General features: G+C 63.3%; 18 protein-coding genes. 10 read left to right on the forward strand and 8 right to left on the reverse strand.

Annotation, left to right across the window (positions count from 1 at the left end; translation table 11 throughout):
• Positions 1-55: 55 nt before the first annotated feature.
• Together ACODTZ_RS09985 and ACODTZ_RS09990 are read right to left on the reverse strand one after the other, a co-directional pair.
• Positions 56-3,886: a peptidoglycan-binding protein gene (locus ACODTZ_RS09985; protein WP_489025468.1), complete on the reverse strand. Its 3,831-nt coding sequence runs from the start codon at positions 3,884-3,886 to the stop codon at positions 56-58.
• 372 nt (positions 3,887-4,258) lie between these two features.
• Positions 4,259-4,693, reverse strand: coding sequence for an Lrp/AsnC family transcriptional regulator (locus ACODTZ_RS09990; RefSeq protein WP_018898347.1), 435 nt, complete (start codon positions 4,691-4,693; stop codon positions 4,259-4,261).
• Between the two features lie 147 nt (positions 4,694-4,840).
• On the opposite strand from ACODTZ_RS09990, the gene ACODTZ_RS09995 reads away from it, so the two are divergent.
• Positions 4,841-6,124 (forward strand): cystathionine gamma-synthase family protein, encoded by a 1,284-nt coding sequence (locus ACODTZ_RS09995; RefSeq protein ID WP_209232653.1) that lies wholly within the window; start codon positions 4,841-4,843, stop codon positions 6,122-6,124.
• A 28-nt stretch (positions 6,125-6,152) separates the two neighbouring features.
• On the opposite strand, the gene ACODTZ_RS10000 is transcribed toward ACODTZ_RS09995, so the two are convergent.
• The 4 genes from ACODTZ_RS10000 to ACODTZ_RS10015 form a co-directional block, all read right to left on the reverse strand.
• Entirely contained in the window at positions 6,153-6,524 is a 372-nt protein-coding gene (locus ACODTZ_RS10000) for a hypothetical protein (protein WP_081619891.1), read from the reverse strand.
• A 130-nt stretch (positions 6,525-6,654) separates the two neighbouring features.
• Positions 6,655-7,677 carry a sensor histidine kinase gene (locus ACODTZ_RS10005; protein WP_047507273.1) on the reverse strand — a complete coding sequence of 341 codons (1,023 nt, stop codon included), beginning with the start codon at positions 7,675-7,677 and terminating at the stop codon, positions 6,655-6,657.
• A gap of 16 nt (positions 7,678-7,693) precedes the next feature.
• Entirely contained in the window at positions 7,694-8,131 is a 438-nt protein-coding gene (locus ACODTZ_RS10010) for a response regulator (RefSeq protein WP_047507275.1), read from the reverse strand.
• Positions 8,128-9,621: a sensor histidine kinase gene (locus tag ACODTZ_RS10015; protein WP_489025428.1), complete on the reverse strand. Its 1,494-nt coding sequence runs from the start codon at positions 9,619-9,621 to the stop codon at positions 8,128-8,130. The genes ACODTZ_RS10010 and ACODTZ_RS10015 overlap by 4 nt, the downstream gene beginning before the upstream one ends.
• A 233-nt stretch (positions 9,622-9,854) precedes the next feature.
• On the opposite strand from ACODTZ_RS10015, the gene ACODTZ_RS10020 reads away from it, so the two are divergent.
• The 4 genes from ACODTZ_RS10020 (at position 9,855) to ACODTZ_RS10035 (ending at position 15,778) form a co-directional block, all read left to right on the forward strand.
• Positions 9,855-11,651 carry an acyl-CoA dehydrogenase C-terminal domain-containing protein gene (locus ACODTZ_RS10020; protein WP_489025430.1) on the forward strand — a complete coding sequence of 599 codons (1,797 nt, stop codon included), beginning with the start codon at positions 9,855-9,857 and terminating at the stop codon, positions 11,649-11,651.
• A gap of 204 nt (positions 11,652-11,855) precedes the next feature.
• On the forward strand, positions 11,856-13,064 hold the full coding sequence (locus ACODTZ_RS10025) for an acetyl-CoA C-acetyltransferase (RefSeq protein ID WP_489025432.1): 1,209 nt from the start codon (positions 11,856-11,858) through the stop codon (positions 13,062-13,064).
• A gap of 12 nt (positions 13,065-13,076) precedes the next feature.
• Entirely contained in the window at positions 13,077-15,290 is a 2,214-nt protein-coding gene (locus tag ACODTZ_RS10030) for a 3-hydroxyacyl-CoA dehydrogenase NAD-binding domain-containing protein (protein WP_489025434.1), read from the forward strand.
• A 278-nt stretch (positions 15,291-15,568) separates the two neighbouring features.
• Entirely contained in the window at positions 15,569-15,778 is a 210-nt protein-coding gene (locus ACODTZ_RS10035) for a cold-shock protein (RefSeq protein ID WP_018898356.1), read from the forward strand.
• Between the two features lie 83 nt (positions 15,779-15,861).
• Here ACODTZ_RS10035 and ACODTZ_RS10040 read toward each other — a convergent pair whose 3' ends face one another.
• The gene (locus ACODTZ_RS10040) at positions 15,862-17,061 is read right to left on the reverse strand and encodes an MFS transporter (RefSeq protein WP_489025435.1); all 1,200 of its coding nucleotides are present in this window, start codon (positions 17,059-17,061) and stop codon (positions 15,862-15,864) included.
• Positions 17,062-17,200: 139 nt separating this feature from the next.
• Here ACODTZ_RS10040 and ACODTZ_RS10045 point away from each other — a divergent pair, with 139 nt between their 5' ends.
• On the forward strand, positions 17,201-17,797 hold the full coding sequence (locus tag ACODTZ_RS10045) for a TetR/AcrR family transcriptional regulator (RefSeq protein ID WP_489025437.1): 597 nt from the start codon (positions 17,201-17,203) through the stop codon (positions 17,795-17,797).
• On the opposite strand, the gene ACODTZ_RS10050 is transcribed toward ACODTZ_RS10045, so the two are convergent.
• Positions 17,754-21,257 (reverse strand): PAS domain-containing hybrid sensor histidine kinase/response regulator, encoded by a 3,504-nt coding sequence (locus ACODTZ_RS10050; protein ID WP_489025438.1) that lies wholly within the window; start codon positions 21,255-21,257, stop codon positions 17,754-17,756. The genes ACODTZ_RS10045 and ACODTZ_RS10050 overlap by 44 nt on opposite strands.
• Positions 21,258-21,471: 214 nt before the next feature.
• On the opposite strand from ACODTZ_RS10050, the gene mscL reads away from it, so the two are divergent.
• The 4 genes from mscL to galE all read left to right on the forward strand — a co-directional run bounded on the left by mscL (position 21,472) and on the right by galE (position 25,079).
• Positions 21,472-21,909 carry a large conductance mechanosensitive channel protein MscL gene (mscL, locus tag ACODTZ_RS10055; RefSeq protein WP_018898360.1) on the forward strand — a complete coding sequence of 146 codons (438 nt, stop codon included), beginning with the start codon at positions 21,472-21,474 and terminating at the stop codon, positions 21,907-21,909.
• Between the two features lie 123 nt (positions 21,910-22,032).
• Positions 22,033-23,199, forward strand: a complete 1,167-nt coding sequence (locus ACODTZ_RS10060) for a pyridoxal phosphate-dependent aminotransferase (protein ID WP_489025441.1) — start codon at positions 22,033-22,035, stop codon at positions 23,197-23,199.
• 15 nt (positions 23,200-23,214) lie between these two features.
• Entirely contained in the window at positions 23,215-23,868 is a 654-nt protein-coding gene (locus ACODTZ_RS10065) for an HD domain-containing protein (protein WP_489025443.1), read from the forward strand.
• Between the two features lie 176 nt (positions 23,869-24,044).
• Positions 24,045-25,079, forward strand: a complete 1,035-nt coding sequence (galE, locus tag ACODTZ_RS10070; RefSeq protein ID WP_489025445.1) for a UDP-glucose 4-epimerase GalE — start codon at positions 24,045-24,047, stop codon at positions 25,077-25,079.
• The last annotated feature ends 70 nt before the right edge of the window (positions 25,080-25,149 follow it).

Here is a 25,149-nt window from a genome sequence, read left to right on the forward strand (position 1 = left end):
AAAAATCCCCCGCAAACGCCGGTTTGCGGGGGATTTTGGGTGAGCCTTCGCTCGATCAGGCCTTCGTCGATGGCGCCTTGTTGCGTTCCAGCAGCGCCTTGACCGTCGCGTCGTTGATCTTGCCGCTCGGCTCCTGGCCGATCGACTTCTGGAAGCTCTTGATCGCGGCAACCGTCTTGGTGCCCAGTTCGCCATCCGGCTGGCCGGCGTCGAAACCGTTATTGTTCAGGATCGCCTGGATGTTGCGGATCGCCCGCTTCATGTCGACGCTGGAGGTCTTGGTGGCGGTGCCGGCCCATTCATCCGGAACCTCGATACCGTTCGACTTGTTGTCGAGCGGCTCGGCCTTCCAGAGATCCGCCTTGGCGCGAGCCTTCTCCAGCTGATCCGGCTTCATGGCATTGGCGACTTCGTCACGCTTCTGCGAAGCATCCTTGTCACCGCCCTTGGCCGCAATCGCGAACCACTTGTAGGATTCCGTCAGATCCTGCGGCACGCCGTTGCCACGGGCGCACAGGATCGCCAGGTTGAACTGGCTGTCGGTGATGCCGAGATTGGCGGCCTTGGTGAACCAGTTGGCCGCTGCCGAATAATCCTGCTGGCCCAGCGCGCCGGAGGCGTAGAGCACGGCGAGATTGTGCATCGCGTTCGCGTTGCCCTGGTTGGCGGCCTGTTCGTAGAACTGCTTGGCCTTGTTGGCGTCGCGGGCAACGCCGGTGCCCTTCTCATACATGCTGCCGAGGCGGTACTGCGCCGGCGCAAAGCCCTTGTCGGCCGCCATCTGGTACCAGTTGAGCGCCTGGTTCGGATCCGCGGTCACGCCGGCGCGGCCATCGCTGTAACGCGCGCCGATTTCAAACAGCGCCAGCGCATCGCCGGACTTCGCGGCATCCGCAAGCGACTTCGGCTGGATCGTGTCGGGAACGGCGATCTCGGGTGCCGCTGCGGCCGGAGCCGTCTCGGTTGCCGCCGGAGCCGTTCCGGCTGCCGATGGTGCCGCGTTGTTGGCGGTGAAGGCGGACGTATCCTGCGGTGCGCCCGAAGGTGCGAGCGCGCCATTGCCGCCAAGCGGTGCGGCTTCGGTCAGCCGCTCGGGTGCAGCCGGCTCGGTTGGCGCAGGTGCGACATTGGCCGTCACGGGCGGGGCCGGCGTCGCGACAGCGGGTGCCTCAGGCGCCGCAGCGACTGGTGCGGAAGGCTCTGGAGCGGTTTCGCTGTCCGCGGGCAGCGTTGCGTTCTGTCCGTCGGTGATCGTTGCCACTTCGGCGGTCGGCGCGGGCGCGCCCGAGGTCAGCGTGCGGGCCAACGGAAACGCCATGATCGCCAGAAGCACGGCGCCGACGGCAAGCAGGATCGGACGGCGGAAGCGCGAGAATGCGCTGCCCTTGCCTGATTCCTTGGCCGGGTCCTTGACCTTCGCCTTCTTCTCGCCCTTCACCGATCCGGCCTTGCCGCTGGGATCGACTTCAAGCGCTGCGGCCTGTGCGGCGCGGCGGGCCGCCGCGATGTAGTCGGCGCGATCCGTATCGCTTGCCGGCTTCGGGTTGGTGCGGGCAGCGTTCTGGCTGGCGCGCACGCGCTCCAGGATCTTCTTGACGTCAGGCGCACCGGAGCCCGGCTCCAGCGGCTCGTTGGCGGCTTCCGGTGGCATCACGTCGACAGGATCGATCGAGGGCGACGGGTCGATGACGGCGCGTTCGCCGGTCTTGGCTTTCTTCGACGGCAGCAGGCGCTTGCCGAGGCTGACCAGCAGGCTTCCCTTTGCGGCGGCCGCGGCAGGCTTGCTGGCAGCTTCGATGGCAATGGCGCTGGTCTCGGATGCAGCGATCGCCGGTGCGGTCGGCTCGGGCGCTGGCTCGGCCTTACGCACGGCTTCCGGTACGCGCGTGCCGAACACGGCGGGCTTCTCGACCTCCTCGGCGCCGGCCTCAGCCATCGCGTAAGGGTCGACGTTGAAATCGACGTCTGCGGTCGGCATCCGCGCCGGCGGACGGGCCGTGCGGCTTTCCATGTCGTCGAGCCGGTCGGCGATGTGCACCAGCGTCTCGTGCAGCGCCTGGAAGGTCTTGTGCGTGCGCTCCTCGCCGCTGCGGCTCAGATCCTCGAGATGGCGAAGATCGGCGGCGAGCGCATTGAGCGCCGACATGTCGACGCCGGCACCACCGCCCTGCAGGGCGCCGTTGCGCGAATAGGCCTCGACAACCGCTTCGGCGGCCTGGCGGGCGGCTTCGACGATGTATTCGTCGCTGGTCGCCATATAGTCTTCGATCGCGCCCATGCGGCGATCGAAATCGATGGCGATCTCGGTGCTTGGACGCGGCTCGCTCATCAGCGCGGAAAGATTGGCAATCTGGTCTTCCAGATTGCGCAGCGCGTTTGCGTCGGTCGCCGGTGCCGCCGAGCTCTCGTCGAGACGGGCGGCGATATCGCTCAGGCGGTCCTCGATGCGCAGGAAGGCGGCGTCGTCGACCGGGCTCTGCATGGCCTGCTGCGGCTGGAATTCCATCTCGTCGATGCGGCGGGCGAGATAGTCGAGGCGCTGCGCCAGCGCATCGTTGACGGCGCCGTTCTCGAGCGCGTCGATCTTGCGCGAGATATCGGCGAGCGCGCCGGTCAGTTCCGGCTGCGGTGCGGCCCGCTGGCTTTTTTCGAGCAGGAAGGCCAGATGTTCGAGCCGCTCGTCGAGGCGCGACGTGGCCTCGGCATTGGCGACTTCCTCGACGCGGGCGGTCAGCGCTTCCAGCCGTTCGGCAAGCCCATCGGCCGGGTTGGCGCGGCTTGCCACGCTCTGGCCCATCAGCTCGATCTGGTCGGCAAGGCCGCTCAACCGTCCCTCGAGGCGGTGCATGGCAGCCGGGTCGCCGGATGTCGCGGCGCGGCCGGTCGCGGCGATCGCGCGGCTGATTTCGTCGAGCCGGCTGTCCATCGACGCGAACTGCTCGGACATCGCCCGGTCATGCGGCTGGATCATGCTGCCGAACTGCTCCATCGCCGTTGCGATGGAAATGAGCTTGTCTTCGAGCGCCTTGACGGCCGGGCTTTCGCCCATGCCGCCGATATGGCGCTTGATGTCGTCGAGCCGGTAGGCAAGCGCCACCAGCTCTTCCTGCAGACCGGATGTGTCGAGCGCGTGCAGCTGGTTTTCGAAACCGTCCCAGCGCTGGTCCATGTGGCGCAGCGAATCCTCGCGCGCCAGCCCGTCCATCAGCGAGCGCAGGTCTTCGAACTCACCGCGCAGGCCGTGGGCCTCCGACGTTTCGGAGCGAGCGGCAAGATGGTTGATGCTGTCGGCAAGACGGCTCATGTCGGCATGAATGTCTTCGGCGAAGGGACGATCGGCGGCGGTTGCCTTGATCTCGCGCAGTTCGCCACGCAGCGCATCCATTTCGCGGGCGACGCCCTCGGAGATATCGCGCTTCAGATCCTGGCGCAGGCTGACGAGCGCCTGGGCGATTTCCGTCATCGTGTCTTCAGCCCCACGCGGATTGGCGATGGGAGCCTGCGGCTGCTGAACGGCCGCGCGCGGCTGGGGCGCTGGCGTGTGTGCGGGAGCCGGCTGGGCCGCGTAGGCCGTCGCCTGCTCGCGGGGTGCGTAAGGGGTGGTCTCGCGGGCGGCGCGCTCGCGGCTTGCGTCGAGCATGCGCTGGCGCTGGCGGATCTCGGCGAGCGGATCAGGACGCGGCTCGGCGGCGGCGTAGGGCGCGCGCGGCGTGTAAGTAGCGGGGGCGGGTTCGCGTTCGGGCGCCGGCTGGCGATTGCGCTGCTCGCGCACTCCGCTGCCGATCAGGCCTTCGATCCGTGCTTCCAATCCCTCGATCGTACGGTTCAGCGCGTCGAGCGACGCCCTGTCGGAAGGCCGGGGAGAATGTGATCGCGATCCGTTCATCTTCTTGCTCGCTTGTCTGTTCGCACCCTCGTCAGGGCCGATCATTGGCTTTTCCGTCAGAGCCGCAACGAATGCGGATCAGAGAGCATCGTCCATAAGAGGATAATCAATTAGGCTTTCCTCAAGCTGTACGTGTGGCGCGCATCCCATAAAACGCGAGACTTGAAAGAAGGAATGCAGGACACCAATGCTCAAACGTCACCTTTCACGGAACGTGGTAAACAACCCGTTAACCGGTGTGGCGATTTTTTAACTTTTGTGGCTGTCGAGGCGGATTTCGTGCCGAAATCGGCCTTCTAATGTACAAGCGGGTGCAAATGGATACCGCCGTTGATGCGAGGTCCATGTAGACTGGCCGGAGGACGCGAAACGTCAGATCCGGCGCGCCTTGATTGTGTTCATCACGAAGCTCGTCTCGATCGTGTCGACGCATTTCAGCCGCGCGATCTTCTCCTTGATGAAGCGCTCATAGTCGTCGAGCCCGGAGCTCATCACCTTCAGCACGTAGTCGCGCGATCCGGTGACGAGATGACATTCCAGCACCTCATCCCACTCCCGCACGGCATTCTCGAACATCTGGATTTCGTCCTCGTGCTGCCGGCTGAGGCGGATCGAGGCGAGCGCCGTCATCGTCCAGCCGTTGACGGCGGGATCGATCAGCGCCGTATATCCCTGGATGATCTCGGCCTCCTCCAGCCGCCGCAGGCGACGCAGGCAGGCGGAAGCGGAGAGGCCGACGCGCTCGGCGAGTTCGTTGTTGGCAAGCCGTGCGTCGCCGGCCAGCTCCTTGAGAATCCGCCGATCCATCTCATCCGCAACTTTCTGCACGAAATCTTCTCCCCTCTCGCATGATGTTGCTTCCAACATCGCAGCCGCGCTCCAAATAGCAATAACATCAAGCGCATTTCGATATAATTTGCCGTCATCAATCCATCTTTGAAGCAGGAGACGACCATGACCGCGCCGCATCCCTCCAAGACCCATATCGGCAATCACGCCCTGCATCCCGAAACCCAGATGCTGAACTATGGTTATGATCCCGAACTGTCCGAGGGCGCGGTCAAGCCGCCGGTGTTCCTGACCTCGACTTTCGTGTTCAAGTCTGCCGAGGATGGCCGCGATTTCTTCGATTATGTCTCCGGCCGCCGCGAGCCGCCGGCAGGGCAGGGCGCCGGCCTCGTCTATTCGCGCTTCAATCATCCGAACAGCGAGATCGTCGAGGACCGTCTCGCCGTCTACGAACGCACGGAGAGCTGCGCGCTGTTCTCATCGGGCATGTCGGCCATTGCCACCACGCTGCTCGCCTTCGTACGCCCCGGTGATGCGGTGCTGCACTCGCAGCCGCTCTATGGCGGCACCGAAACGCTTCTTGCCAAGACCTTCCTCAATCTCGGCGTCGCGGCCGTCGGTTTCGCCGATGGCGTCGACGAGAACTCGGTGCGCGCCGCCGCCGAACAGGCGATGGCCAAGGGCCGGGTATCGATGATCCTCGTGGAAACCCCTGCGAACCCGACCAACAGCCTCGTCGATGTCGCGATGATGCGCCGCATCGCCGACATGATCGGCGCCAAGCAGGGCCACACGCCGATCGTCGCCTGTGACAACACGCTGCTCGGTCCCGTCTTCCAACGCCCGATCGAGCACGGCGCCGATATCTCGCTCTATTCGCTGACGAAATATGTCGGCGGGCACTCCGACCTGATCGCCGGCGCGGCGTTGGGCAGCAAGGCTGTGATGAAGCAGGTCAAGGCGCTGAGAGGCGCGATCGGCACGCAGCTCGATCCGCATTCCTGCTGGATGCTTGGCCGCTCGCTGGAAACACTGCAGATCCGCATGGAGCGCGCCAACAACAATGCGCTTGCGGTGGCCGATTTCCTGCGCGCGCATCCGAAGGTGAAGAAGATCCACTATCTTCCGTATCACGAGCCGTCATCGCCGCTCGGCCGCACCTTTGCCGCGCAATGCACCGGCGCCGGATCGACCTTCTCGTTTGACATCGAAGGCGGCCAGCCGGCTTCGTTCAAGTTCCTCAACGCGCTGCAGATCTTCAAGCTCGCCGTCAGCCTTGGTGGCACGGAATCGCTCGCCAGCCATCCGGCGACGATGACGCACTCCGGCGTTCCGGCCGATGTGCGTCAGAGAATCGGCGTTCTGGATTCCACCATTCGCCTGTCGATCGGCATTGAGCATCCAGACGATCTCATTGCCGATCTGACCCAGGCGCTGGACGCGGCCTGATCGCCGCGAGCGGGGAAAGGGTGGCGGCTCAGGCCGCCGCCGTCTCCCTGACATCGTCGAGCAGGAAGTGCACGACGACATATTTGGTGGTGAAGTGGCGTCCGCCCTCGGTGACGTTGTCGACCGAGCCGCCATCGGCGGGGTGCCAGGCGTGATAATGCGGATTGGTGGTGATCAGCGTCACCGCCTTGCCGAGGTTTCGGCCGTCGAGCCGGTAGCGCGCTTCCGCCAGCGGCCAGATGCGCTCGTAATCCTCCATCGGAATGCGGACTTTCAACGCCTGCCGGCTGATTGCCTCGCTGCGCGAGCCGTCCTCATGTTCTATCGCGGGAAGATCGAGTGTTACTTCTTCTGCGTTGTCCAGAACGAAGTTGAACTCTTCGGGCCACATCCGTCTCATGAAATCGCTCCTCCTAAGCTTTTTCGTCGGTTAGCCAACGAAGTTTAGCGCGTCTTCTGCAGGAAGCAAACGATACCTGCGGCGCGTCTCAATGTCGGCCGGCCGCAGGCTGTTTCAGGAGTTGGATGTCTTACTGCTGCCAGCGCACGGCGACATAGGTGCCATCAGCCTTACCGTCGCGTCCGTAGCTTATCTCGGCGCCGAGCGTCGTGCCCATGGCATTGATCAGCCGTGTCCCGAGGCCGGTTCCCTTCGGGCCGACAGTGCGATCATAGCCGATCCCGTCGTCCTCGACCGAAAGCACCGCGAAACCATCGTCGGTGGCTTCGAGCACGACGCGCACCTCGCCGGTGCCGGCCGTATACGCGTATTTCGTGGCGTTGGTGACGAGCTCGATCAGGATGACACCCAGCGCAACCGCCTTGTCGGCTGTCGTCGAAATCCGACACAGCTGCGATTTCAGCGTGATGCCGCGGGCGATCGTGCTGCTGCCGTGCAATTCGGCAAGCAGCGGCCCGAGATAGACGTCGAGCTCGACCTCACCGATGATCTCCGATGTGTAGAGGCTGCGATGCACACCGGCGATCGCCGTGATGCGGTTCTGCGTCTCGTTGAGCGCCGTCTTCGTCTCTTCGCTGCCGGCGATCTGCATCTGCATGCGGATCATCGCTGAAACCAGCGACAGGCTGTTGGCAATGCGGTGGTTCATCTCCGCAAGCAGCAGTTCGGCGCGTTCCTTGGCGACGACGAGCTGCCGGTCGGCCTCCTCTTTCTCGCTGCGCAGCCGCGAATTTTCCATCGCCTGGTTGAGCGCGCTGATCAGAAGCGGGAAGAAATCGTCCGTCGCCGTCTTCACGACGTAATCCGCAGCCCCGCCCTTGAGCGCCCGGATGGCGACGTCGGCGTCGCTCGATCCGGTGACGTAGAGAACCGGCGTCGGCTTGCCGATCTCGGCGATCGCCTCGAGAAAATTCAGGCCCGTCTGGTTCTCGAAATAGTGGTCGAGAACGACGGCCTCGAAGGTCTCGGCCGCGAAAAGCTCAAGCCCGATCTCGATCGACGGAGCATGGACGACCGTGAAATCACTGCGCGCAAGCACCCGCGTTGCGAGGCGGGCTAGGGCCGGATCATCATCGACATAAAGGATGCGCACAGATTTTGGCTACTCGTTAGGGGACTTGGATGACGGAGAAGAACAGGCCGAGATTGCGGATCGCCGTGGAGAAGCCGTCATAGTCCACCGGCTTGGTAATATAGACGTTGGCGCCCAGATCGTAGCACTTCTGGATCTCGCGCTCGTCGTCGGTCGTGGTCAGGACGACGACCGGCATGCGGCGCGTGTGCTCGTTGGTCTTGATCTTTTCCAGAATGTCGAGGCCGGACATGTCAGGCAGGTTGAGATCGAGCAGGATCAGCAGATAGCGATCCTTGCTGACCAACCCGTCGCGATCCGGTCCGAGAATGTAATCGAGCGCGCCCTTGCCGAGCGTGAACGGCACGATCTCGTTGTTGACGCCGGCGCGGCGCACGTTCTTTTCGATGAGACGGGCATGGCCCTCGTCATCCTCGATCATCACGATCGTGACTTCCTGACCGGTCGCTTTCATAGTTCCATACTCCGTACGATTTTGGTGAGGTCCGCGGGCAGCGTCAGAATGAACGTGCTGCCCTTCCCGAGTTCGGATGTGACCGTAATGTCTCCGCCCAAATTTCGGATTAACGAACGCACATGGGCAAGGCCGATGCCTTCGCCGCGCTGATCCTGCTCGCCGGCCCGGCGAAACAGTTCGAAAACCCGTTCGAGATCGTTGCCGGCGATGCCGCGGCCATTGTCTTTCACGTCGATCCTGACACGCCCGGGCCCGTCGGGATAGGCGTCTACATCGATTTTAAGCGGCCGTCCCGGCATTTGATACTTCACCGCATTGTCGAAGAGGTTGCCGAAGATCTGGTCCAGCGAGAAGCGGTCGTTGACGATGTTGCCGATGCGAACGCGGGTTTCTGTCGTCCCGCCCGTCTCCACCAGCTGGTGGTGAACGTTGGCGGCGACCGTATCGATCATCGTCTTCAGGTCGATCCGTTCGGGCTGCAGCTTGCGGCGTCCATCGCGTGAGATCTTCAGGATCGCGTTGATCAGCGCGTCCATCTTGCGGGTCGACGAGCGGATGAAGCCGAGCGCTTCCGGTAGGTCTTCCTCGACCGCCAGCCGCGCATCCTGGATATCCTGCTCGCTCAGCGTCTTGTTGTCGGCGAGCACATAGGTCGAGACCGACTTCATCGCCGTATCGAGCTCGCTCAGGAAGCCCATGATATTGACCAGCGGCGCCCTCAGATCGTGAGTCACGATATAGGCGAAACGCTGGATTTCCTGGTTGGCGCGCATCAGGTCTTCGGTGCGCTCGTTGACGCGCGCCTCGAGCCCGACATTGAGCACCTCGACCTCCTTGGTGGCGAGCGACAGGTCGCGCACGTGCTGCACGATGATGAGGATGGCTCCGCCCAGCACAACGAGGATCGCCAGCGCGCCGCCAATCGTCACCAGTTGCAGCGTGCTGGCCGCTGAAAGCTGCTTTTCCACCAGAACCCGCAGGCGGTTGTCGGTCTGATCGAGGAAGTCGCCGATGATCGCGCGGATCTTGTCCATGTAGACAAGCCCCGCATCGTCACGAACGATCGCCACCGCTTCCGCCGTCTTGCCCTCACGTGTCAGCGCGACCGTCTTGGCGAGTTCGTTCATCTTCCCGTCGATCGCGGCGTTCAGCGCATCGAGCTGCATTGCATAGCTCGGTAGCGACTTGACGTTGTCGAGCAGGACTTGCCGGCGCTTCGGCAGGTTTTCCAGCGCGGACGTATAGGGCGCGAGGTAAACGACATCGTTCGCCAGCAGATAGCCGCGCTGGCCCGTTTCTGCGTCCTGCACGGTTGTCAGAACGCCGACGATGGCGCTGCGCACGCGGCGCAGCGATGCCGTCTCGTCGGAATATTCGCGGTTCGCCTGGACAAGCCAGAGCGACGAGCCGACGATGCCGAACAGGATGAGGACACCCACGGCAAGCATGATCAGGCTGGAGCGGAAGAAAGCGGCTGTGGAGGTCATACGGCATCCGTTTGGATCAGATTTTAGACATGTACACACAGCTGTGTTCGAAAGATAGCACCCTTACAGTGTGTTCCTGCAGCGGTTCCCGTGGCGCGCAGGCCTCGTACGCGGCCCTCTTGGCTCACAAATTTGCGATGCAATAAAATTTGACGTTTACGCAAACGTCAATATTTTGTAAGACACTTGCACAGGCCGGTCCGCCCGGCTGACGAATTGGAGGAATTCGAACGATGCCAGTCTACAAGGCCCCGGTAAACGACACGCTTTTCGTGCTGAACGATGTGCTGGGTCTGGAGCGTTACAACAACCTGCCGGGCTTCGCCGACGCCACGCCTGATATGATCGAGGCGATCCTCGGCGAATCCGCCAAGGTGGCCGAGGAAGTGCTTTTCCCGCTGAACTATTCCGGCGACCAGGAAGGCTGCACGCGCAAGGAAGACGGCTCGGTTAAGACGCCGAAGGGTTTCAAGCAAGCCTATGACGCCTATTGCGAGGGTGGCTGGACGGGGCTGGCCGTGCCGGAGGAGTTCGGCGGCCAGGGGCTGCCCTACACGCTGCACGCCGCCGTCGGCGAATACACCTCGGCCGCCAACATGTCGCTGATGATGTATCCGGGCCTGACCCAGGGCGCCATCGCCGCCATCATCGTTCACGGCTCCGACCAGCAGAAGCAGACATATCTGCCGAAGATGGTCTCAGGCGAATGGTCCGGCACCATGAACCTGACCGAGCCGCATTGCGGCACCGACCTCGGCCTGCTGCGCACCAAGGCCGTTCCGCAAACCGATGGCAGCTACAAGATCTCCGGCCAGAAGATCTTCATCTCCGCTGGCGAACACGACATGTCCGGCAACATCGTCCACCTCGTTCTTGCCCGCATTGAAGGCGCGCCCGAGGGTACCAAGGGCATCTCGCTCTTCATCGTGCCGAAGTTCATGGTCGGTGCCGATGGCGCGGCCGGAGCGCGCAACGGCGTTTCCTGCGGCGCGCTCGAGCATAAGATGGGCATCCACGGCAACGCGACCTGCGTCATGAACTACGACGAGGCGACCGGCTTCCTGATCGGCGCCGAGAACAAGGGCTTGGCTGCCATGTTCGTGATGATGAACGAGGCCCGCCTCAGCGTCGGCCTGCAGGGGCTTGCGATCGCCGAGATCGCCTACCAGAACGCCGCCGAATATGCCCGCGAGCGCATCCAGGGCCGGGCTCTCTCTGGCGCCAAGGCGCCGGACAAGAAGGCCGATCCGATCATCGTCCATCCCGACGTTCGCCGCGCGCTGATGACCATCCGCTCGTTCAACGAGGCGGGCCGCGCCTTCCTGCTCTGGACCGCGCTGAAATCAGACATCGCCCACCGCGCGACCGACGAGAAGGAACGCCAGACGGCCGACGACATTCTCGGCCTCGTCACGCCGATCCTGAAGGGCGTGATGACCGACAAGGGCTTCGACCATGCGGTCATGGCCCAGCAGGTCTTCGGCGGCCACGGCTATATCGAAGAGCAGGGCATGAGCCAGTATGTCCGCGATGCCCGTATCGCCATGATCTACGAAGGCGCCAATGGCATCCAGGCGCTCGACCTCGTCGGCCGCAAGCTCGGCCAGAATGGCGGTCGCGCGGTGATGGCGCTGTTCAAGGAGATCGGCGATTTCTGCGAGGAAAACCGCAGCGACGAGCAGATGTCCTTCTTCACCAAGAACCTGAAGAAGGGCTTGAACGACGTGCAGGCGTCGACCATGTGGTTCATGCAGCATGCGATGGCAAAGCCCGACAATGCCGGCGCCGGCTCGACCGACTACATGCATCTCTTCGGCCTCGTCATTCTCGGCTATATGTGGGCGAAGATGGCCAAGGCCGCCAATGACGGACTGGCCGCGGGAGAGACAGATCGCGAGGCTTTCCTGCGCAACAAGCTGATCACCGCCCGCTTCTTCATGGAGCGGATCATGCCGGAAACGACGCTGCGCAAGGCACGCATCGAGACCGGCGCGGAAACGATGATGGCATTGAGCGCCGAGGCGTTTTGACCACTGCTTTCTCTTCTCCCCAACGGGGAGAAGATGTCCGAAAGGACAGATGAGGGGGTGAGCGACGAAGGAGCGATCGGCCGTCAGGTCGAGCCAGCCGCCCCCTCATCCGACTCCTTCGGGGCCACCTTCTCCCCGCTGGGGAGAAGGGAAGGTTGAGACACACAATTCACGGCCTAACAGCCGCCAGGGAGACGAGACAGGATGACCGAAGTTTTCATTTACGATCACGTCCGCACGCCGCGCGGCCGCGGCAAGAAGGATGGCTCGCTGCACGAGGTGCCGTCGGTGCGCCTCGCGGCGAAAACGCTGGAAGCGCTGCGCGACCGCAACGGGCTCAATACAGAGACGGTCGATGACATCATCATGGGCTGCGTCGATCCAGTCATGGAAGCCGGCGCCGTCATCCCGCGTGGTGCGGCTTTCGAGGCGGGCTATTCCATCAAGGCGCCGGGCATGCAGATCTCCCGTTTCTGCGCGTCCGGCCTCGACGCCGTCAATTTCGCCGCCGCCAAGATCGCGCAAGGCGCCGATGACATCGTCATCGCCGGTGGCGTCGAGAGCATGTCGCGCGTCGGTCTCGGCATGTCGGGCGGTGCCTGGTTCATGGACCCGTCGGTCAACTTCCCGGCTTATTTCATGCCGCAGGGCGTCTCGGCCGATCTCATCGCCACCAAATACGGCTTCAGCCGCGACGACGTCGACGCCTATGCCGTCGAAAGCCAGAAGCGCGCCGCCAATTCCTGGGAGAAGGGCTACTTCAAGAACTCCGTCATTCCGGTGAAGGACCAGAACGGCCTCGTGATCCTCGACCGCGACGAGCACATGCGCCCCGGCACCGACATGCAGGCGCTGGCATCGCTCAACCCGTCCTTCCAGATGCCGGGCGAGATGGGCGGTTTCGAGGCCGTCGGCATCCAGGCGCATCCGGAGATCGAGCGGATCAACTATGTCCACCACGCCGGCAATTCGTCGGGCATCGTCGATGGCGCCGCCGCCGTGCTGCTCGGCTCAAAGGTGGGCGGCGAGAGCATGGGGCTGAAGCCGCGCGGCCGCATCAAGGCCTTCGCCAACATCGGCTCCGATCCGGCGCTGATGCTGACCGGCCCTGTCGACGTCACCGAAAAGCTCTTGAAGCGTTCGGGCATGACGCTCGCCGATATCGATCTCTTCGAACTCAACGAAGCCTTCGCTGCCGTCGTCCTGCGCTACATGCAGGCCTTCGACATCGGCCACGACAAGATCAACGTCAACGGCGGCGCGATTGCCATGGGCCATCCGCTCGGCGCCACCGGCGCGATGATCCTCGGCACAGTGCTGGACGAGCTGGAACGCCGCGATCTCAACACCGCGCTGGTCACACTCTGCATCGGCGCCGGCATGGGCACGGCGACTGTGATCGAACGCGTTTAAGGGAGAGAGACGATGAGCTACACCAATTTCACCGTCGAGACCGACGCCGATGGCATTGCCCTCGTCACCTGGGACATGCCCGGCAAGTCGATGAACGTCTTCACCTCCGAGGTGATGGACGAACTGAATGCGATCATCGACCAGACGGTCGCCGATAGCGCCGTCAAGGGCGTGGTCATCACCTCCGGCAAGTCGAGCTTCTCCGGCGGTGCCGACCTCTCGATGATCAAGGCGATGTTCACCTTCTACAACGAGGAGAAGGTCAAGGATCCGTCGACCGCCGCGCAAAAACTCTTCGATCTCGTCGGCCGCATGACAGGCCTGTTCCGCAAGCTGGAAACCTCAGGCAAGCCCTGGGTCTCGGCCATCAACGGCACCTGCATGGGCGGCGCGCTGGAGATGTCGCTCGCCTGCCACGGCCGCGTCGCCTCCAATGCCAAGTCGGTCAAGATCGCGCTTCCCGAGGTCAAGGTCGGCATCTTCCCGGGCGCCGGCGGCACGCAGCGCGTCGCGCGTCTGGCGGATGCGCAATCCGCCCTGCAGATGATGACGACCGGCCAGTCGCTGACGGCTTCGCGCGCCAAGGCGATGAACCTGATCCATCAGGTGGTCGAGCCGGATCAGCTGATCCCTGCAGCCAAGCAGATGATCAAGGACGGCCTGAAGCCGATCGCTCCCTGGGACGAAAAGGGCTTCAAGGCCCCCGGCGGCGGCATCTGGACGCCGGCGGCAGCCCAGCTCTGGCCGGCCGCACCCGCGATCCTGCGCCGCGAAACGGCGGGCAATTATCCCGGCGCGCTCGCCATCCTGAAATCCGTCTATGAAGGCCTGCAGGTTCCCTTCGATACGGCGCTGAAGATCGAGCAGCGCTATTTCACTCAGGTGCTGCAGACCACCGAAGCATTCTCGATGATCCGTTCCCTCTTCATCTCCATGCAGGAGCTTGGCAAAGGGGCCCGCCGCCCCGCCGGCATCGCAAAAACGGAGCTGAAGAAGGTGGGTGTCGTCGGCGCCGGTTTCATGGGGGCGTCGATCGCCTACGTGACCGCCGCCGCCGGCATTCCCGTCACCCTCATCGATCGCGACATGGAGGCGGCAGCCAAGGGCAAGTCGGTCACCGAAGGCCTGGTGAAGGACTCGGTCGGTAAGGGTCGCCTGACGCAAGATGAGGGCGCGGCGCTTCTCGCGCGTATCACGCCTTCGGCCGATTACACCGATCTCGCGGACGTCAACCTCGTCATCGAGGCGGTGTTCGAAGATCGCGACGTCAAGAAGGCCGTGATCGAGGCTGTTGAAGCCGTGCTGCCCGAAGGCGCAATCTTCGCTTCCAACACTTCGACCCTACCGATCTCCGGCCTTGCGAAAAACTCGAAGCGGCCGGTCGATTTCATCGGCGTGCACTTCTTCTCGCCGGTCGAAAAGATGATGCTGACGGAAGTCATCCTCGGCAAGGAGACCGGCGACAAGGCGCTGGCCGTAGCACTGGACTACGTCGCCGCGATCAAGAAGACGCCGATCGTCGTCAACGACACGCGCGGTTTCTTCGTCAACCGCTGCGTCTTCCGCTACATCCATGAAGCCTACGACATGTTGATCGAAGGCGTGCCGCCGGCGATGATCGAAAACGCCGCCAAGATGGCCGGCATGCCGGTTGGTCCGCTGTCGCTCAACGACGAGGTGGCGATCGACCTCAGCCAGAAGATACTGAAGGCGACCGTCGCCGATCTCGGCGAGGCAGCCGTCGATCCGAGGCACCTTGCGCTGATCAACAAGATGGTCGACGAACTCGATCGCCGCGGCCGCAAGAACGGCAAGGGCTTCTACGATTATCCGGCCAAGCCCGCGAAGAAGTCTCTCTGGCCGGAGCTGAAGACCTTCTATCCGCAGAAGAAGGCCGACGAGATCGATGTCGAGGTGCTGAAACAGCGCTTCCTCGTCACCATCGCGCTCGAGGCCGCGCGCACGATGGAAGAGGGAATCGTTACCGATCCGCGTGAGGCCGACGTCGGCTCCATCCTCGGCTTCGGCTTCGCGCCCTATACCGGCGGCGTGCTCTCCTACATCGACGGCATGGGGTCGAAGAATTTCGTGGCGCTGTGCGAGAGGTTAGCCGCCTCTTACGGACCACACTTCGCGCCGACCGCGCTGCTTAAGGATATGGCGGCGAAGGGCGAGACCTTCTACGGCCGATTCGACCCTTATGCCGGCGCGAAGGCTGCGGCCTGACCGGCCTTTCCATGCGTATGATCGGGCTGGCTTTTAAGCCTGCCCGGTCGCCCCCAGAATTCATCGATGAATTCATCGATCCGGGCATCTCTGGTCGCTAAAGTTGCCTTGCCAGAGACACAATTACCACGTAAAAGCCTCGCATCGATCTTGCTAGATGAACTTTGTTACGGCCGCTCGTGCTGTTGCTCGCGAACTTCCTCCAAAATCGGTTTCCATCGCATGCTGGCTTTGTTCGGTGTGCACCATCTATGTACGATTTATAAAAGGATATCGTCATGAGCACAGGTACTGTTAAGTGGTTCAACGCAACCAAGGGCTACGGCTTCATTCAGCCGGACGACGGTTCTGCCGACGTTTTCGTTCACATCTCTGCTGTTGAGCGCGCCGGCATGCGCGAACTCAAGGACGGCCAGAAGCTGTCTTACGAGCTCGTTGCCGACAAGCGTTCGGGCAAGATGTCCGCAGACCGTCTGCAGGCTGCTTAAGTTTCGAATATATCGTCTCCGGTTCGCCGGGACGAACGAAAGGCCGGGTTCGCCCGGCCTTTTTTGTTGCCTGCTTTTCGGGTTCAGGCGGCGATCCGGTCCGCTTTGGCGCGATCCGCCCGCAGGCCGAGAAAGCCGATCCAGGTGACGAGAATGATCGCCGTCGCATAGATATCCGTCGTGAGCTGGTAGCCGAGCGATTTCGCCAGGAACCCGGCGAGAATGGCCGGTAGACTGAAGGCGAGATAGCTCTGGATATAGAAGGCCGACAGCAGTTCGGCGCGCTCGTCCGGCTTGGCATGCGGCATGATCGTGCCCATCGCGCCCAGGAAATTGGTGCCGAAGCCGACACCGGTCAGCAGCGTGCCTAGAAGCAGCAGCGGCACGCTGGCAAGGTGTACGCCCGCAACCACGGTGAGCACGCCGAGCGTGGTCGCCAGCGTTCCGAAGGCGAGGTTGCCGTTGGCCGATTTGGCGCGCCTCAGATAGACGGCGACCGCCCCCGATACCATCAGCGCCGTCACCACCGATCCGCCCGTCAGCGGCGCATGGCTGCCTGTCGTGCTCACCACCAGAGACGGCACGAGCGAGAGATAGAAACCGCCAAGCGTCCAGTTGGCGATGTTGATCGGCGTGACCAGCGCCAGCGGCCGCCGCACCTGCGGCGGGATGGCGACGCGCGGCTTCAGCGAAGCCCATACGCCCGGTCGCGTGGATGCGGTCTCGCCGGTTGCCCAGATCGCGCCCGCCTGGATGACGAAGGCGACGAGCAGGATCGCGTAGACGAGATGCAGCGGAAACGGCCCATACTGGATCAATGCGCTGGTTCCGAAAGCGCCGATCGCCATACCTGACAGCGGCGCGATCGAATTCACCAGCTGCCCCTTGGCCTTGTCGACATCGACGAGCGCCGCACCGATCGAAGCGCCGGCGATCCCTGTCGCCAGCCCCTGCATGATCCGCGCCGCGATCAGCCACTCCGGCCCGCTGGCGGCGGCAAACAGCGCCATGGCGATGATCTCGAGCACCAGCGCCGAAAAGATCACAGGCTTGCGGCCGAGATGGTCGGAGATCGAGCCGGCGATCAATAGGGCAAGCAGCAGCGCGAAGGCATAGACCGCGAAGATGACGGTGATCAGCACGGGAGAGACCGCGAAGTTCTCCTGGTAGATCCGGTAAAGCGGCGTCGGCGCCGCCGAGGCGCCGAAGAAGGTGGCAAGCGTCACCGCGTGAAAACGGATGGGGTTTGACTTCGTCTCTATGGATTTGCCGGGCGCGGGCATATATAAGCTCCTTAAAGCTAAGTCGTTGCGTTAGTCCGATGTAGGGCAGGCGCGCACTAAAAGCAAATAATTTGCGTTAATGGATCGCTCAAAGTTTTTGAACCATGGCGCGCTCGGGAGGCCGAAGGTCGGATAGCCAATGCCAGCAAAAGAAAATCTCCGCCCCGGCGGGCGCAGCGCCCGCGTTCAGGCCTCCGTCCACAATGCCGTTCGGGCTCTTCTGAAGACGATGGACCGCGCCGACGTCACCATCCCGCTGATCGCGGCTGAAGCCGGCGTCACGCCATCGACGATCTACCGCCGCTGGGGTGAGCTGCAGGAATTGTTGGCCGATGTCGCCGTCGAGCGCCTTCGCCCGGATATGCTGCCGATCGATACCGGGAGCGCCCGCGGCGATCTGGAGGTGTGGACGGAGCAATATTGCGAGGAAATGTCGTCCGGCATCGGCCGCGACATGATGCGCGACGTGCTGGCCGCCCAGGACAATGCCAATGCCTGCAAGTGCGATGCCTTCACCCGTGAACAGATCGCGTTGATTGCTGAGCGCGCACATGCCCGTGGCGAGGCGTTTCCCGATATCGATGCGGTCATGGATGGCGTCGTCGCCCCCATCATCTACCGCATCCTCTTTGGCGACCAGCCCTCGATCGAGCGCGTGCGCGACTTCGTCACGAACGTCCTGGCAGGCGCCTCTACTCTGCCGCCGCAGCCCGTTTCTGCGCCGATATCTGGGTGATGTAGGCACGCAGCGCGGCGGGGCGCACCGGCTTGTGCTGGATGCCGATCCCGTGCCGCTCCGCGTCCGCGCGCACCTCCAGCGTCCGGTCGGCGGTGATGCAGAGACCTGGAACATAGGTGGCGAAGCGTTCGCGGACGGAGAGGATCGCGGCCACCCCGGTCCCGTCTCCAAGATGATAGTCAGCGATGACGAGATCGGGCGCACCCTCCCGCGCATCGAGCGCTGCCACACCTGACAGCGAATCCGCCGATTGCACCGCACAGCCCCAGCCGCTCAGCAGCAGCTGCATGCCCTCGAGGATATGCGGCTCGTTATCGATGCAGAGCACCTTCAGCCCTTCCAGATTCCGCGCCGAGCGCTCGGCGGGTGCGGCTGTGATCGGCGCTTCGGCGACCGGCGAGATATCGCGCGGCATGACGATACGGAAATCGGTGCCCTTTCCATGCGTCGAATGCAGTTCCACCGGGTGGCTGAGCACACGCGCGATGCGATCGACGATCGATAGGCCGAGCCCAAGGCCCGACGCCGTCTTCGCGCCTTCGTCCAGCCGCGCGAACTCCTTGAACACAGTGCGGAATTTCGATGGCGGAATGCCGATGCCCGAATCCATCACCTGGATCACCACCTGGTTGCCGCGCCGGCGCGCGCCCACCAGCACCTTGCCGGTCAGCGTATATTTGATCGCATTCGACACCAGGTTCTGCACCAGCCGGCGCAGCAGATTGGGGTCGGACCGCACGCGCAGAGAGGTGGGCATCACCACCAGCTTCAGCTCCTTCTCGCGGGCGATCGGCGCGAAATCGGTCTGGATGCGCTCCAAGAGATCCGCGAGCGGAACGGAGGCGAGGCGAGGGCGCATCGCCCCGGTATCGAGCCTGGAAATATCGAGCACGGCGCCGAGAATGCTCTCGACCGATTCCAGTGCCGAATCGATGTTGCGCACGATGGCGCTGCTGTCCGATTGCCCCATACGCTCGACCAGCGCCGAGGAATAGAGCCTTGCGGCGTTGAGCGGCTGCAGGATGTCGTGCCCGGCGGCCGCGAAGAAGCGCGTCTTGCCAAGGTTCGCCTCGTCGGCCGAGGCGCGTGCTTCGCCGAGTTCGTGGTTGACGCGGGTAAGCTCCGCCGTGCGCTCGGCCACGCGTTGCTCCAGCGTTTCGTTCGCCTGCTTCAGCGCCTGGTCGGCGGCCACGCGCTGGGTGATATCGGTGAAGGTCGCGACGATGCCCTTGTCGGGCATGGCGTTGGAGCGCACCTCGATGATGCGTTCCCCGCGCCCGAGCACCAGCGCGAAGGGCTTGTCCAGAGTCAGGAAATGCCGCACCGTCTGGCTGACCTCGGAGACTGGGATATCGCCGCGCTGGCTGAGAATGGCGACGATATCGGCGAGCGGAAACCCGACCTGTCCCGATGTCTCGGGCAGATCCAGAAGCTGCCGGAAGCGCCGGTTCCATATCGTCAGGTGGTTCGAGCTGTCGAACACCGCGATGCCCTGGTCCATCTGCGACAGCGCCGTCTGCAGCATGTCCTGATTATATTGCAGCGCCTCGCTCGCCTGGTCGAGCAGCCATGCGGTGTCGGCGGAGGCATCCTCCACCTTCTGCAGGATGAGCGATAGCACCAGCCGCGCCGAAGAAGAGCCGATGGCGCTTCCGAGCAGCTGCTCCGTGAAATGGATAAGCGCCATGTCGGCGGGTTGGTCGTCCTCCAGCTTGCGACCGGAATTCTGCTGGTAGGTCTGGAACGACCGCTCCATCCGCTCTTCGCCGAGATAGCGCGAGATCGTCGCCTTCAGGTCGCCGACGCTGATCCGCGTTTTCCATCCGCGCGTGGCAAATTGTGATCGCGACTGCCGCTTGACGAAGATGCCCGCCTGGATGCGCTCAAGCGGCCGCGCATTGCGCGTCATCGAGCCGATCACGAAGAAACCGGTATTGACCAGCAGGCTCATGACCGTGGCGTTGACCAGCGGGTCGGCATTGTCCGTGAAGACGGTGAGCCCGGGAAAGACGAAGCCCAGCACGGCGCTCGCCACCGCAGAATAATCCGGCCCGCCAAGCGAAGGCAGGAACAGCAGGTAGATCCAGATCACGAAGCCGGAGGATAGGCCGAGGATTGCGCCGCGCGCATTCGCCCGCCGCCAGATAAGGCCGCCCAGCAGCGACGGCGCCATCTGCGCAATGGCGGCAAACGATAGCAGGCCGATCGAGGCCAGTCCCGTCGTACTATCAGTCGAGCGGTAATAGGCGTAGCCGAGCAGCAGCACGGCGAAGATGGCGCTGCGGCGGATATTGAGCAGCGTCTTGGCGAAATCGTCGCGCTGGCCGCCGCGCCCGGCAAGCCGTCGGCGCAGGAAGATCGGCATGACGATATCGTTGGAGACCATGATCGACAGCGCCACCGAGGCGACGATCACCATCGCAGTCGCTGCCGAAAAACCGCCGATGAAGGTGATCAGCGACATCACGGGCATCTGCCCAACGATCGGCAGCGACAGCATGTAGAGATCGGCATTGCCGTTGCCGCCGAAGGTCAGCAGGCCCGCAATCGCCATCGGCAGCACGAAGAGATTGATGGCGATCAGGTAGAGCGGAAACAGGAAGCCCGCCAGCCGCAACTCCTTCGCCGTCCGGTTCTCGACCACGGTCACATGAAACTGCCGCGGCAGCATGACGATCGCGAAGGCGGAAAGCACGGTCAGTGTCAGCCAGCGGCTGATCGGCGTCTGGTAATGCAGTGCCGACAGCACCAGCTCGTTCTCCGACGCCTTACGCCACAGATCGGCCGGCCCGTCGAACAGGAACCAGACGACGCAGACCCCGGCCGTCAGAAACGCAAACAGCTTCACCACCGATTCCATCGCGACCGCCAGGATCAACCCGTCCTGATGCTCGGTCGCATCCGTGTGGCGGGTGCCGAACATGATGGCGAAGCAGGCGAGCACCAGCGTCACGAGCAGCGGCAGATCGAGGAAATAGAGATTGCCGCTCCCTATACCGTAGTCCGATGGATTGAGCATGGAGGTCACCGTGCTCGACACCGATTTCAGCTGCAACGCGATGTAGGGGATGGCGCCGACCAGCGAGATCAGCGCCACGATCGTGCCCACCGCCGAGTTCTTGCCATAGCGCGCCGAGATGAAGTCGGCGACGGAGGTGAGCTTCTCCGTCTTGGCAAGATCGATGATCCGCCGCAGCACCGGCATCCCCAGCGTGAAGACCAGGATCGGGCCGATATAGATGCCGGTGAATTCCAGCCCGCGCTGCGAGGCAAGGCCGACGCCGCCGAAATAGGTCCACGAGGTGCAGTAGATCGCGAGGCTGAGCGCATAGACCACCGGCCGCCCGCTGTCCGGCGCGCCAAAGCGCCTGCGCTGCCGGTCGCCATGGCTGGCCACGGCAAACAGCAGGAACAGGTAGCCGAACGCCGATGCGAGTATGACCCAGCCTGGCAGCATTTCTCCTCCGCCGGCGTCCCATGCGCCGGTCCTCCCGGAGCTCGAAGCCTACGGCAAATCGGGGCCTTTGAAAATTCCCGCCGTCTAGGTCTTAAGTCAAAGACGGGTGGAGCATTTGAATAATTCGTAATTTGTAATTGAATAATCGCAACGAAGATGTAGCTAATAAAAACAACAGCCTGCAATCAAACTGCATCAGAGGGAGACAGATCGCATGCTCAACGAGTTCAAAGCGTTTATTGCCCGCGGCAACGTCATGGACCTTGCCGTTGGTGTCATCATCGGTGGTGCGTTCGGCGGCATCGTCAAATCCTTGGTCGACGACGTCATCATGCCGATCGTCGGTGCCATCTTCGGCGGCTTCGATTTCTCCAACTACTTCATCGGCCTCTCGTCCAACGTCAATGCGCCGACGCTGGCCGCTGCCCGCGCACAGGGCGCCGTGCTCGCTTACGGCAGCTTCATCACCGTTCTCATCAACTTCCTGATCCTCGCCTGGATCATCTTCCTGATGGTCAAGGGCGTGAACACGCTGCAGAAGCAGGTCGAGCGCCAGAAGAAGGTTGCTCCGGAAGATGCACCGCCGCCGCCGGCCGACGTCGCCCTTCTCACCGAAATCCGCGACCTGCTGGCCAAGCGCCCGACGGTCTAATGGGCTCAAGAGCCCTGCCGGATGAGGCGGGGCTCACCCATCACGGAAATCGATCGGCCATCACCTAATATCATGGGATTCGCCCGCGCATTTGTTTTATGTAGGCGAAAACCGGAGTGATGCATGTCGATCGTCAATAGCCTCAGCCCGCGCGCCATCCAGGCGCCTGAAAGCGGGATCGTCGAAGTCGTCAACTATGCCCGTGGCCGCGATGGCCTGTTGCCGCTTTGGGTCGGCGAGGGCGATCTTCCCACCCCCGATTTCGTCAATCAGGCGGCCATGACGGCGCTGTCCGCCGGCGAAACCTTCTACACCTACCAGCGCGGCATTCCCGAACTGCGCCAGGCGCTCGCTGATTATTACGCCCGCCACTTCGGCATCAATCTTCCCGTCGAGCATTTCTTCGTCACCGGCTCCGGCATGCAGGCGATCCAGATCGCGGTGCAGGCTATGACCTCGCCCGGCGACGAGCTGGTCTATCTGACGCCCGCCTGGCCGAATATCGCAGCCGCGCTCGAAATCGCCGGCGCCCGTTCCGTCGGCGTGCAGCTCGAGTTCGAAGGCGGCAAGTGGTCCGTCGACCTCGATCGTATCGCCGCCGCGATCACGCCGAAGACGAAAGCCCTCTTCATCAACACGCCCTCCAACCCGACCGGCTGGACCGCGACACGGGAGGATCTGGCCGCCATCCTCGGCCTTGCCCGCAAGCATGGCCTCTGGATCATGGCGGACGAAATCTACGCCCGTTACTACTTCCCCGGCGACCGTGCGGCTTCGTTCCTCGATGTGATGGAAGCGGGCGACAAGGTGATGTTCGTCAATTCCTTCTCGAAGAACTGGTCGATGACCGGCTGGCGCGTCGGCTGGATCGTGGCGCCGCCGGAGACCGGGCAGGTGCTCGAGAACCTGATCCAGTATTCGACCTCTGGTGTCGCCCAGTTCATGCAGCGGGGCGCCGTCGCGGCCTTGAACCAGGGCGATGCCTTCGTGCAGGCGAATATCGACAAGGCAAGGCGCTCGCGCGATATCCTCTGCGACGCGCTGATTGCGACTAACCGGGTGCAGACGCTGAAGCCCGATGGCGCGCTCTATGCCTTCCTGAAGATCGACGGCGTCACCGACAGCCGCAAGGCGGCGATCGATATCGTCGACAAGACCGGCGTCGGCCTGGCGCCCGGAACCGCCTTCGGTCCCGGCGGCGAGCTCTTCCTGCGTGCCTGCTTCCTGCGCGATCCCGCCCAGATACAGACCGCGGCCGACAGGCTCTGCGACTATATCCTGAAGCTCTGAACCGGGAGCATCCGCATGTCCGAAAAGATCACCGCCGACCACCTGGAAGGCTTTCTCGGCAACCGGCGCCTGATGGAGCAGCTGGCCTTCATTCTTGAGGTCGAGAAGCTGAAGACGATCCTGCGCCGCACGTCGCTGCTCGATCGCTCGCGTGTCGAGACCGACGCCGAGCACACCTGGCAGATTGCGCTGATGGCGGCGGTGCTTGCCGAACATTCGAGCGAGCCGATCGATCTGCTGCGCGTCTTGAAGATGCTCCTGATCCACGACATCGTCGAAATCGATGCTGGCGACACCTTCGCCTATGACGCGGTTGCCCGTACCAGCCAGGCCGAGCGCGAACTGCGCGCCGCAGACCGCATCTTCGCCCTGCTGCCCGCCGATCAGGCCGTCGAGTTCCGCGCGCTCTGGGATGAGTTCGAGGAGAAGCACACCAGCGATGCGCGTTTTGCCAACGCCATGGACCGCTTCCAGCCGCTGCTCCACAATTTCTTCACCGGCGGCGGCACCTGGCATACGGCCGGCGTCACCGAGCCTGATGTCGTCAGGCGCATGGAGCCGATCGCAATCGCCTCGGGCACGCTCGGAGACCTTACCGAGCGGCTGATCGCGCTCGCCGTCGAGCAGGGCTTCCTGGCCCCCCGGGCCGCCGCCCAACCGGGCGCTTGAACCCTCGATGGGGCCGAAATGGCCACATCGATAAAATTCTAGCAAACCTGCAAATCAGCCCCTAACCACACCGGCAAACTTCGCCCCGGCACACGTCCCGCCGGGGCCGTTTATTCGAATTTCGGAAAGGAAAGCCGGGTCAGATGCCCCCGTGAGATGAAACGGGAGTGCGGGACATGGCAATTCTGGTGACGGGTGGCGCCGGCTATATCGGCAGTCATATGGTCTGGACATTGCTGGATGCGGGTGAGCAGGTGGTCGTGCTCGATCGCCTCTCCACGGGCTTCCGCTGGGCAGTGGCGCCGGAAGCGCGCTTCTATCTCGGCGATGTCGCCGATGCCGAATTGCTCAAAACCATCTTCATCGAAAACGACATCGAGGCGATCATCCATTTCGCCGGCTCCGCCGTCGTCCCGGCCTCTGTTGCCGACCCGCTGTCCTACTACGACAACAACTCCGGCAAGACCCGCGCGCTGATGAGCGCGGCGGTCAGCGCCGGTATCCGCCATTTCGTCTTCTCCTCCACCGCCGCCGTCTATGGTCCGCAGAAGACGTCGGACCCGGTCAAGGAAGACGCATCGCTGAACCCGGAAAATCCCTACGGCCAGTCGAAGCTGATGACCGAGTTCATGCTGCGCGATGCCGCGGCCGCTTATGACTTCAACTATGTGGCCCTGCGCTATTTCAACGTCGCCGGCGCCGACCCGCTCGGCCGCGCCGGGCAGTCCACCTCGGGCGCGACACATCTGATCAAGGTCGCCTGCGAGGCCGCCCTTGGCCGCCGCGACAGCGTCAACGTCTATGGTCTCGACTATCCCACCCACGACGGCACCGGCGTGCGCGACTACATCCACGTCAGCGATCTCGCCGAGGCGCATCTCAGAGCTCTGCAGCACCTGCGCGGCGAGCGCGGCTCTCTGGTTGCCAATTGCGGCTATGGCGCCGGCTATTCGGTGCTCGACGTGCTGAACATGGTGACGCGCCTGCATGGCCACGCCTTCAAGATCCACATGGCCCCGCGTCGCCCGGGCGATTCCGCCAGTGTCGTCGCCGACGCCACCCTGGCGAACCGGGCACTCGGCTGGACCCCGCGATACGATTCGCTCGAGACGATCGTCCGCAGCGCGCTCGATTGGGAATTGTCTCTCATGAACCGCAACGTCGAGGATCTGCAGGGCCTGCACCGCGTGCTCGCCGCCGCCTCCTTCTAGAGCCTTTCCTGGTTGGCTTGAAGCATTCTGCCGGAGCAGGTTTTCGTCAGGGCAAAGGCGATTGGCGAAG

The sequence above is a fragment of the Rhizobium sp. FG113 genome, assembly GCF_057809895.1.

What these genes read in the sequence shown, in the direction of transcription:
- ACODTZ_RS09985 (WP_489025468.1), bottom strand. Translation starts at nt 3,886, where the DNA reads ATGAACGGATCGCGATCACATTCTCCCCGGCCTTCCGACAGGGCGTCG.
- ACODTZ_RS09990 (WP_018898347.1), bottom strand. Translation starts at nt 4,693, where the DNA reads ATGGATCGGCGGATTCTCAAGGAGCTGGCCGGCGACGCACGGCTTGCC.
- ACODTZ_RS09995 (WP_209232653.1), top strand. Translation starts at nt 4,841, where the DNA reads ATGACCGCGCCGCATCCCTCCAAGACCCATATCGGCAATCACGCCCTG.
- ACODTZ_RS10000 (WP_081619891.1), bottom strand. Translation starts at nt 6,524, where the DNA reads ATGAGACGGATGTGGCCCGAAGAGTTCAACTTCGTTCTGGACAACGCA.
- ACODTZ_RS10010 (WP_047507275.1), bottom strand. Translation starts at nt 8,131, where the DNA reads ATGAAAGCGACCGGTCAGGAAGTCACGATCGTGATGATCGAGGATGAC.
- ACODTZ_RS10015 (WP_489025428.1), bottom strand. Translation starts at nt 9,621, where the DNA reads ATGACCTCCACAGCCGCTTTCTTCCGCTCCAGCCTGATCATGCTTGCC.
- ACODTZ_RS10020 (WP_489025430.1), top strand. Translation starts at nt 9,855, where the DNA reads ATGCCAGTCTACAAGGCCCCGGTAAACGACACGCTTTTCGTGCTGAAC.
- ACODTZ_RS10025 (WP_489025432.1), top strand. Translation starts at nt 11,856, where the DNA reads ATGACCGAAGTTTTCATTTACGATCACGTCCGCACGCCGCGCGGCCGC.
- ACODTZ_RS10030 (WP_489025434.1), top strand. Translation starts at nt 13,077, where the DNA reads ATGAGCTACACCAATTTCACCGTCGAGACCGACGCCGATGGCATTGCC.
- ACODTZ_RS10035 (WP_018898356.1), top strand. Translation starts at nt 15,569, where the DNA reads ATGAGCACAGGTACTGTTAAGTGGTTCAACGCAACCAAGGGCTACGGC.
- ACODTZ_RS10040 (WP_489025435.1), bottom strand. Translation starts at nt 17,061, where the DNA reads ATGCCCGCGCCCGGCAAATCCATAGAGACGAAGTCAAACCCCATCCGT.
- ACODTZ_RS10045 (WP_489025437.1), top strand. Translation starts at nt 17,201, where the DNA reads ATGCCAGCAAAAGAAAATCTCCGCCCCGGCGGGCGCAGCGCCCGCGTT.
- ACODTZ_RS10050 (WP_489025438.1), bottom strand. Translation starts at nt 21,257, where the DNA reads ATGCTGCCAGGCTGGGTCATACTCGCATCGGCGTTCGGCTACCTGTTC.
- mscL (WP_018898360.1), top strand. Translation starts at nt 21,472, where the DNA reads ATGCTCAACGAGTTCAAAGCGTTTATTGCCCGCGGCAACGTCATGGAC.
- ACODTZ_RS10060 (WP_489025441.1), top strand. Translation starts at nt 22,033, where the DNA reads ATGTCGATCGTCAATAGCCTCAGCCCGCGCGCCATCCAGGCGCCTGAA.
- ACODTZ_RS10065 (WP_489025443.1), top strand. Translation starts at nt 23,215, where the DNA reads ATGTCCGAAAAGATCACCGCCGACCACCTGGAAGGCTTTCTCGGCAAC.
- galE (WP_489025445.1), top strand. Translation starts at nt 24,045, where the DNA reads ATGGCAATTCTGGTGACGGGTGGCGCCGGCTATATCGGCAGTCATATG.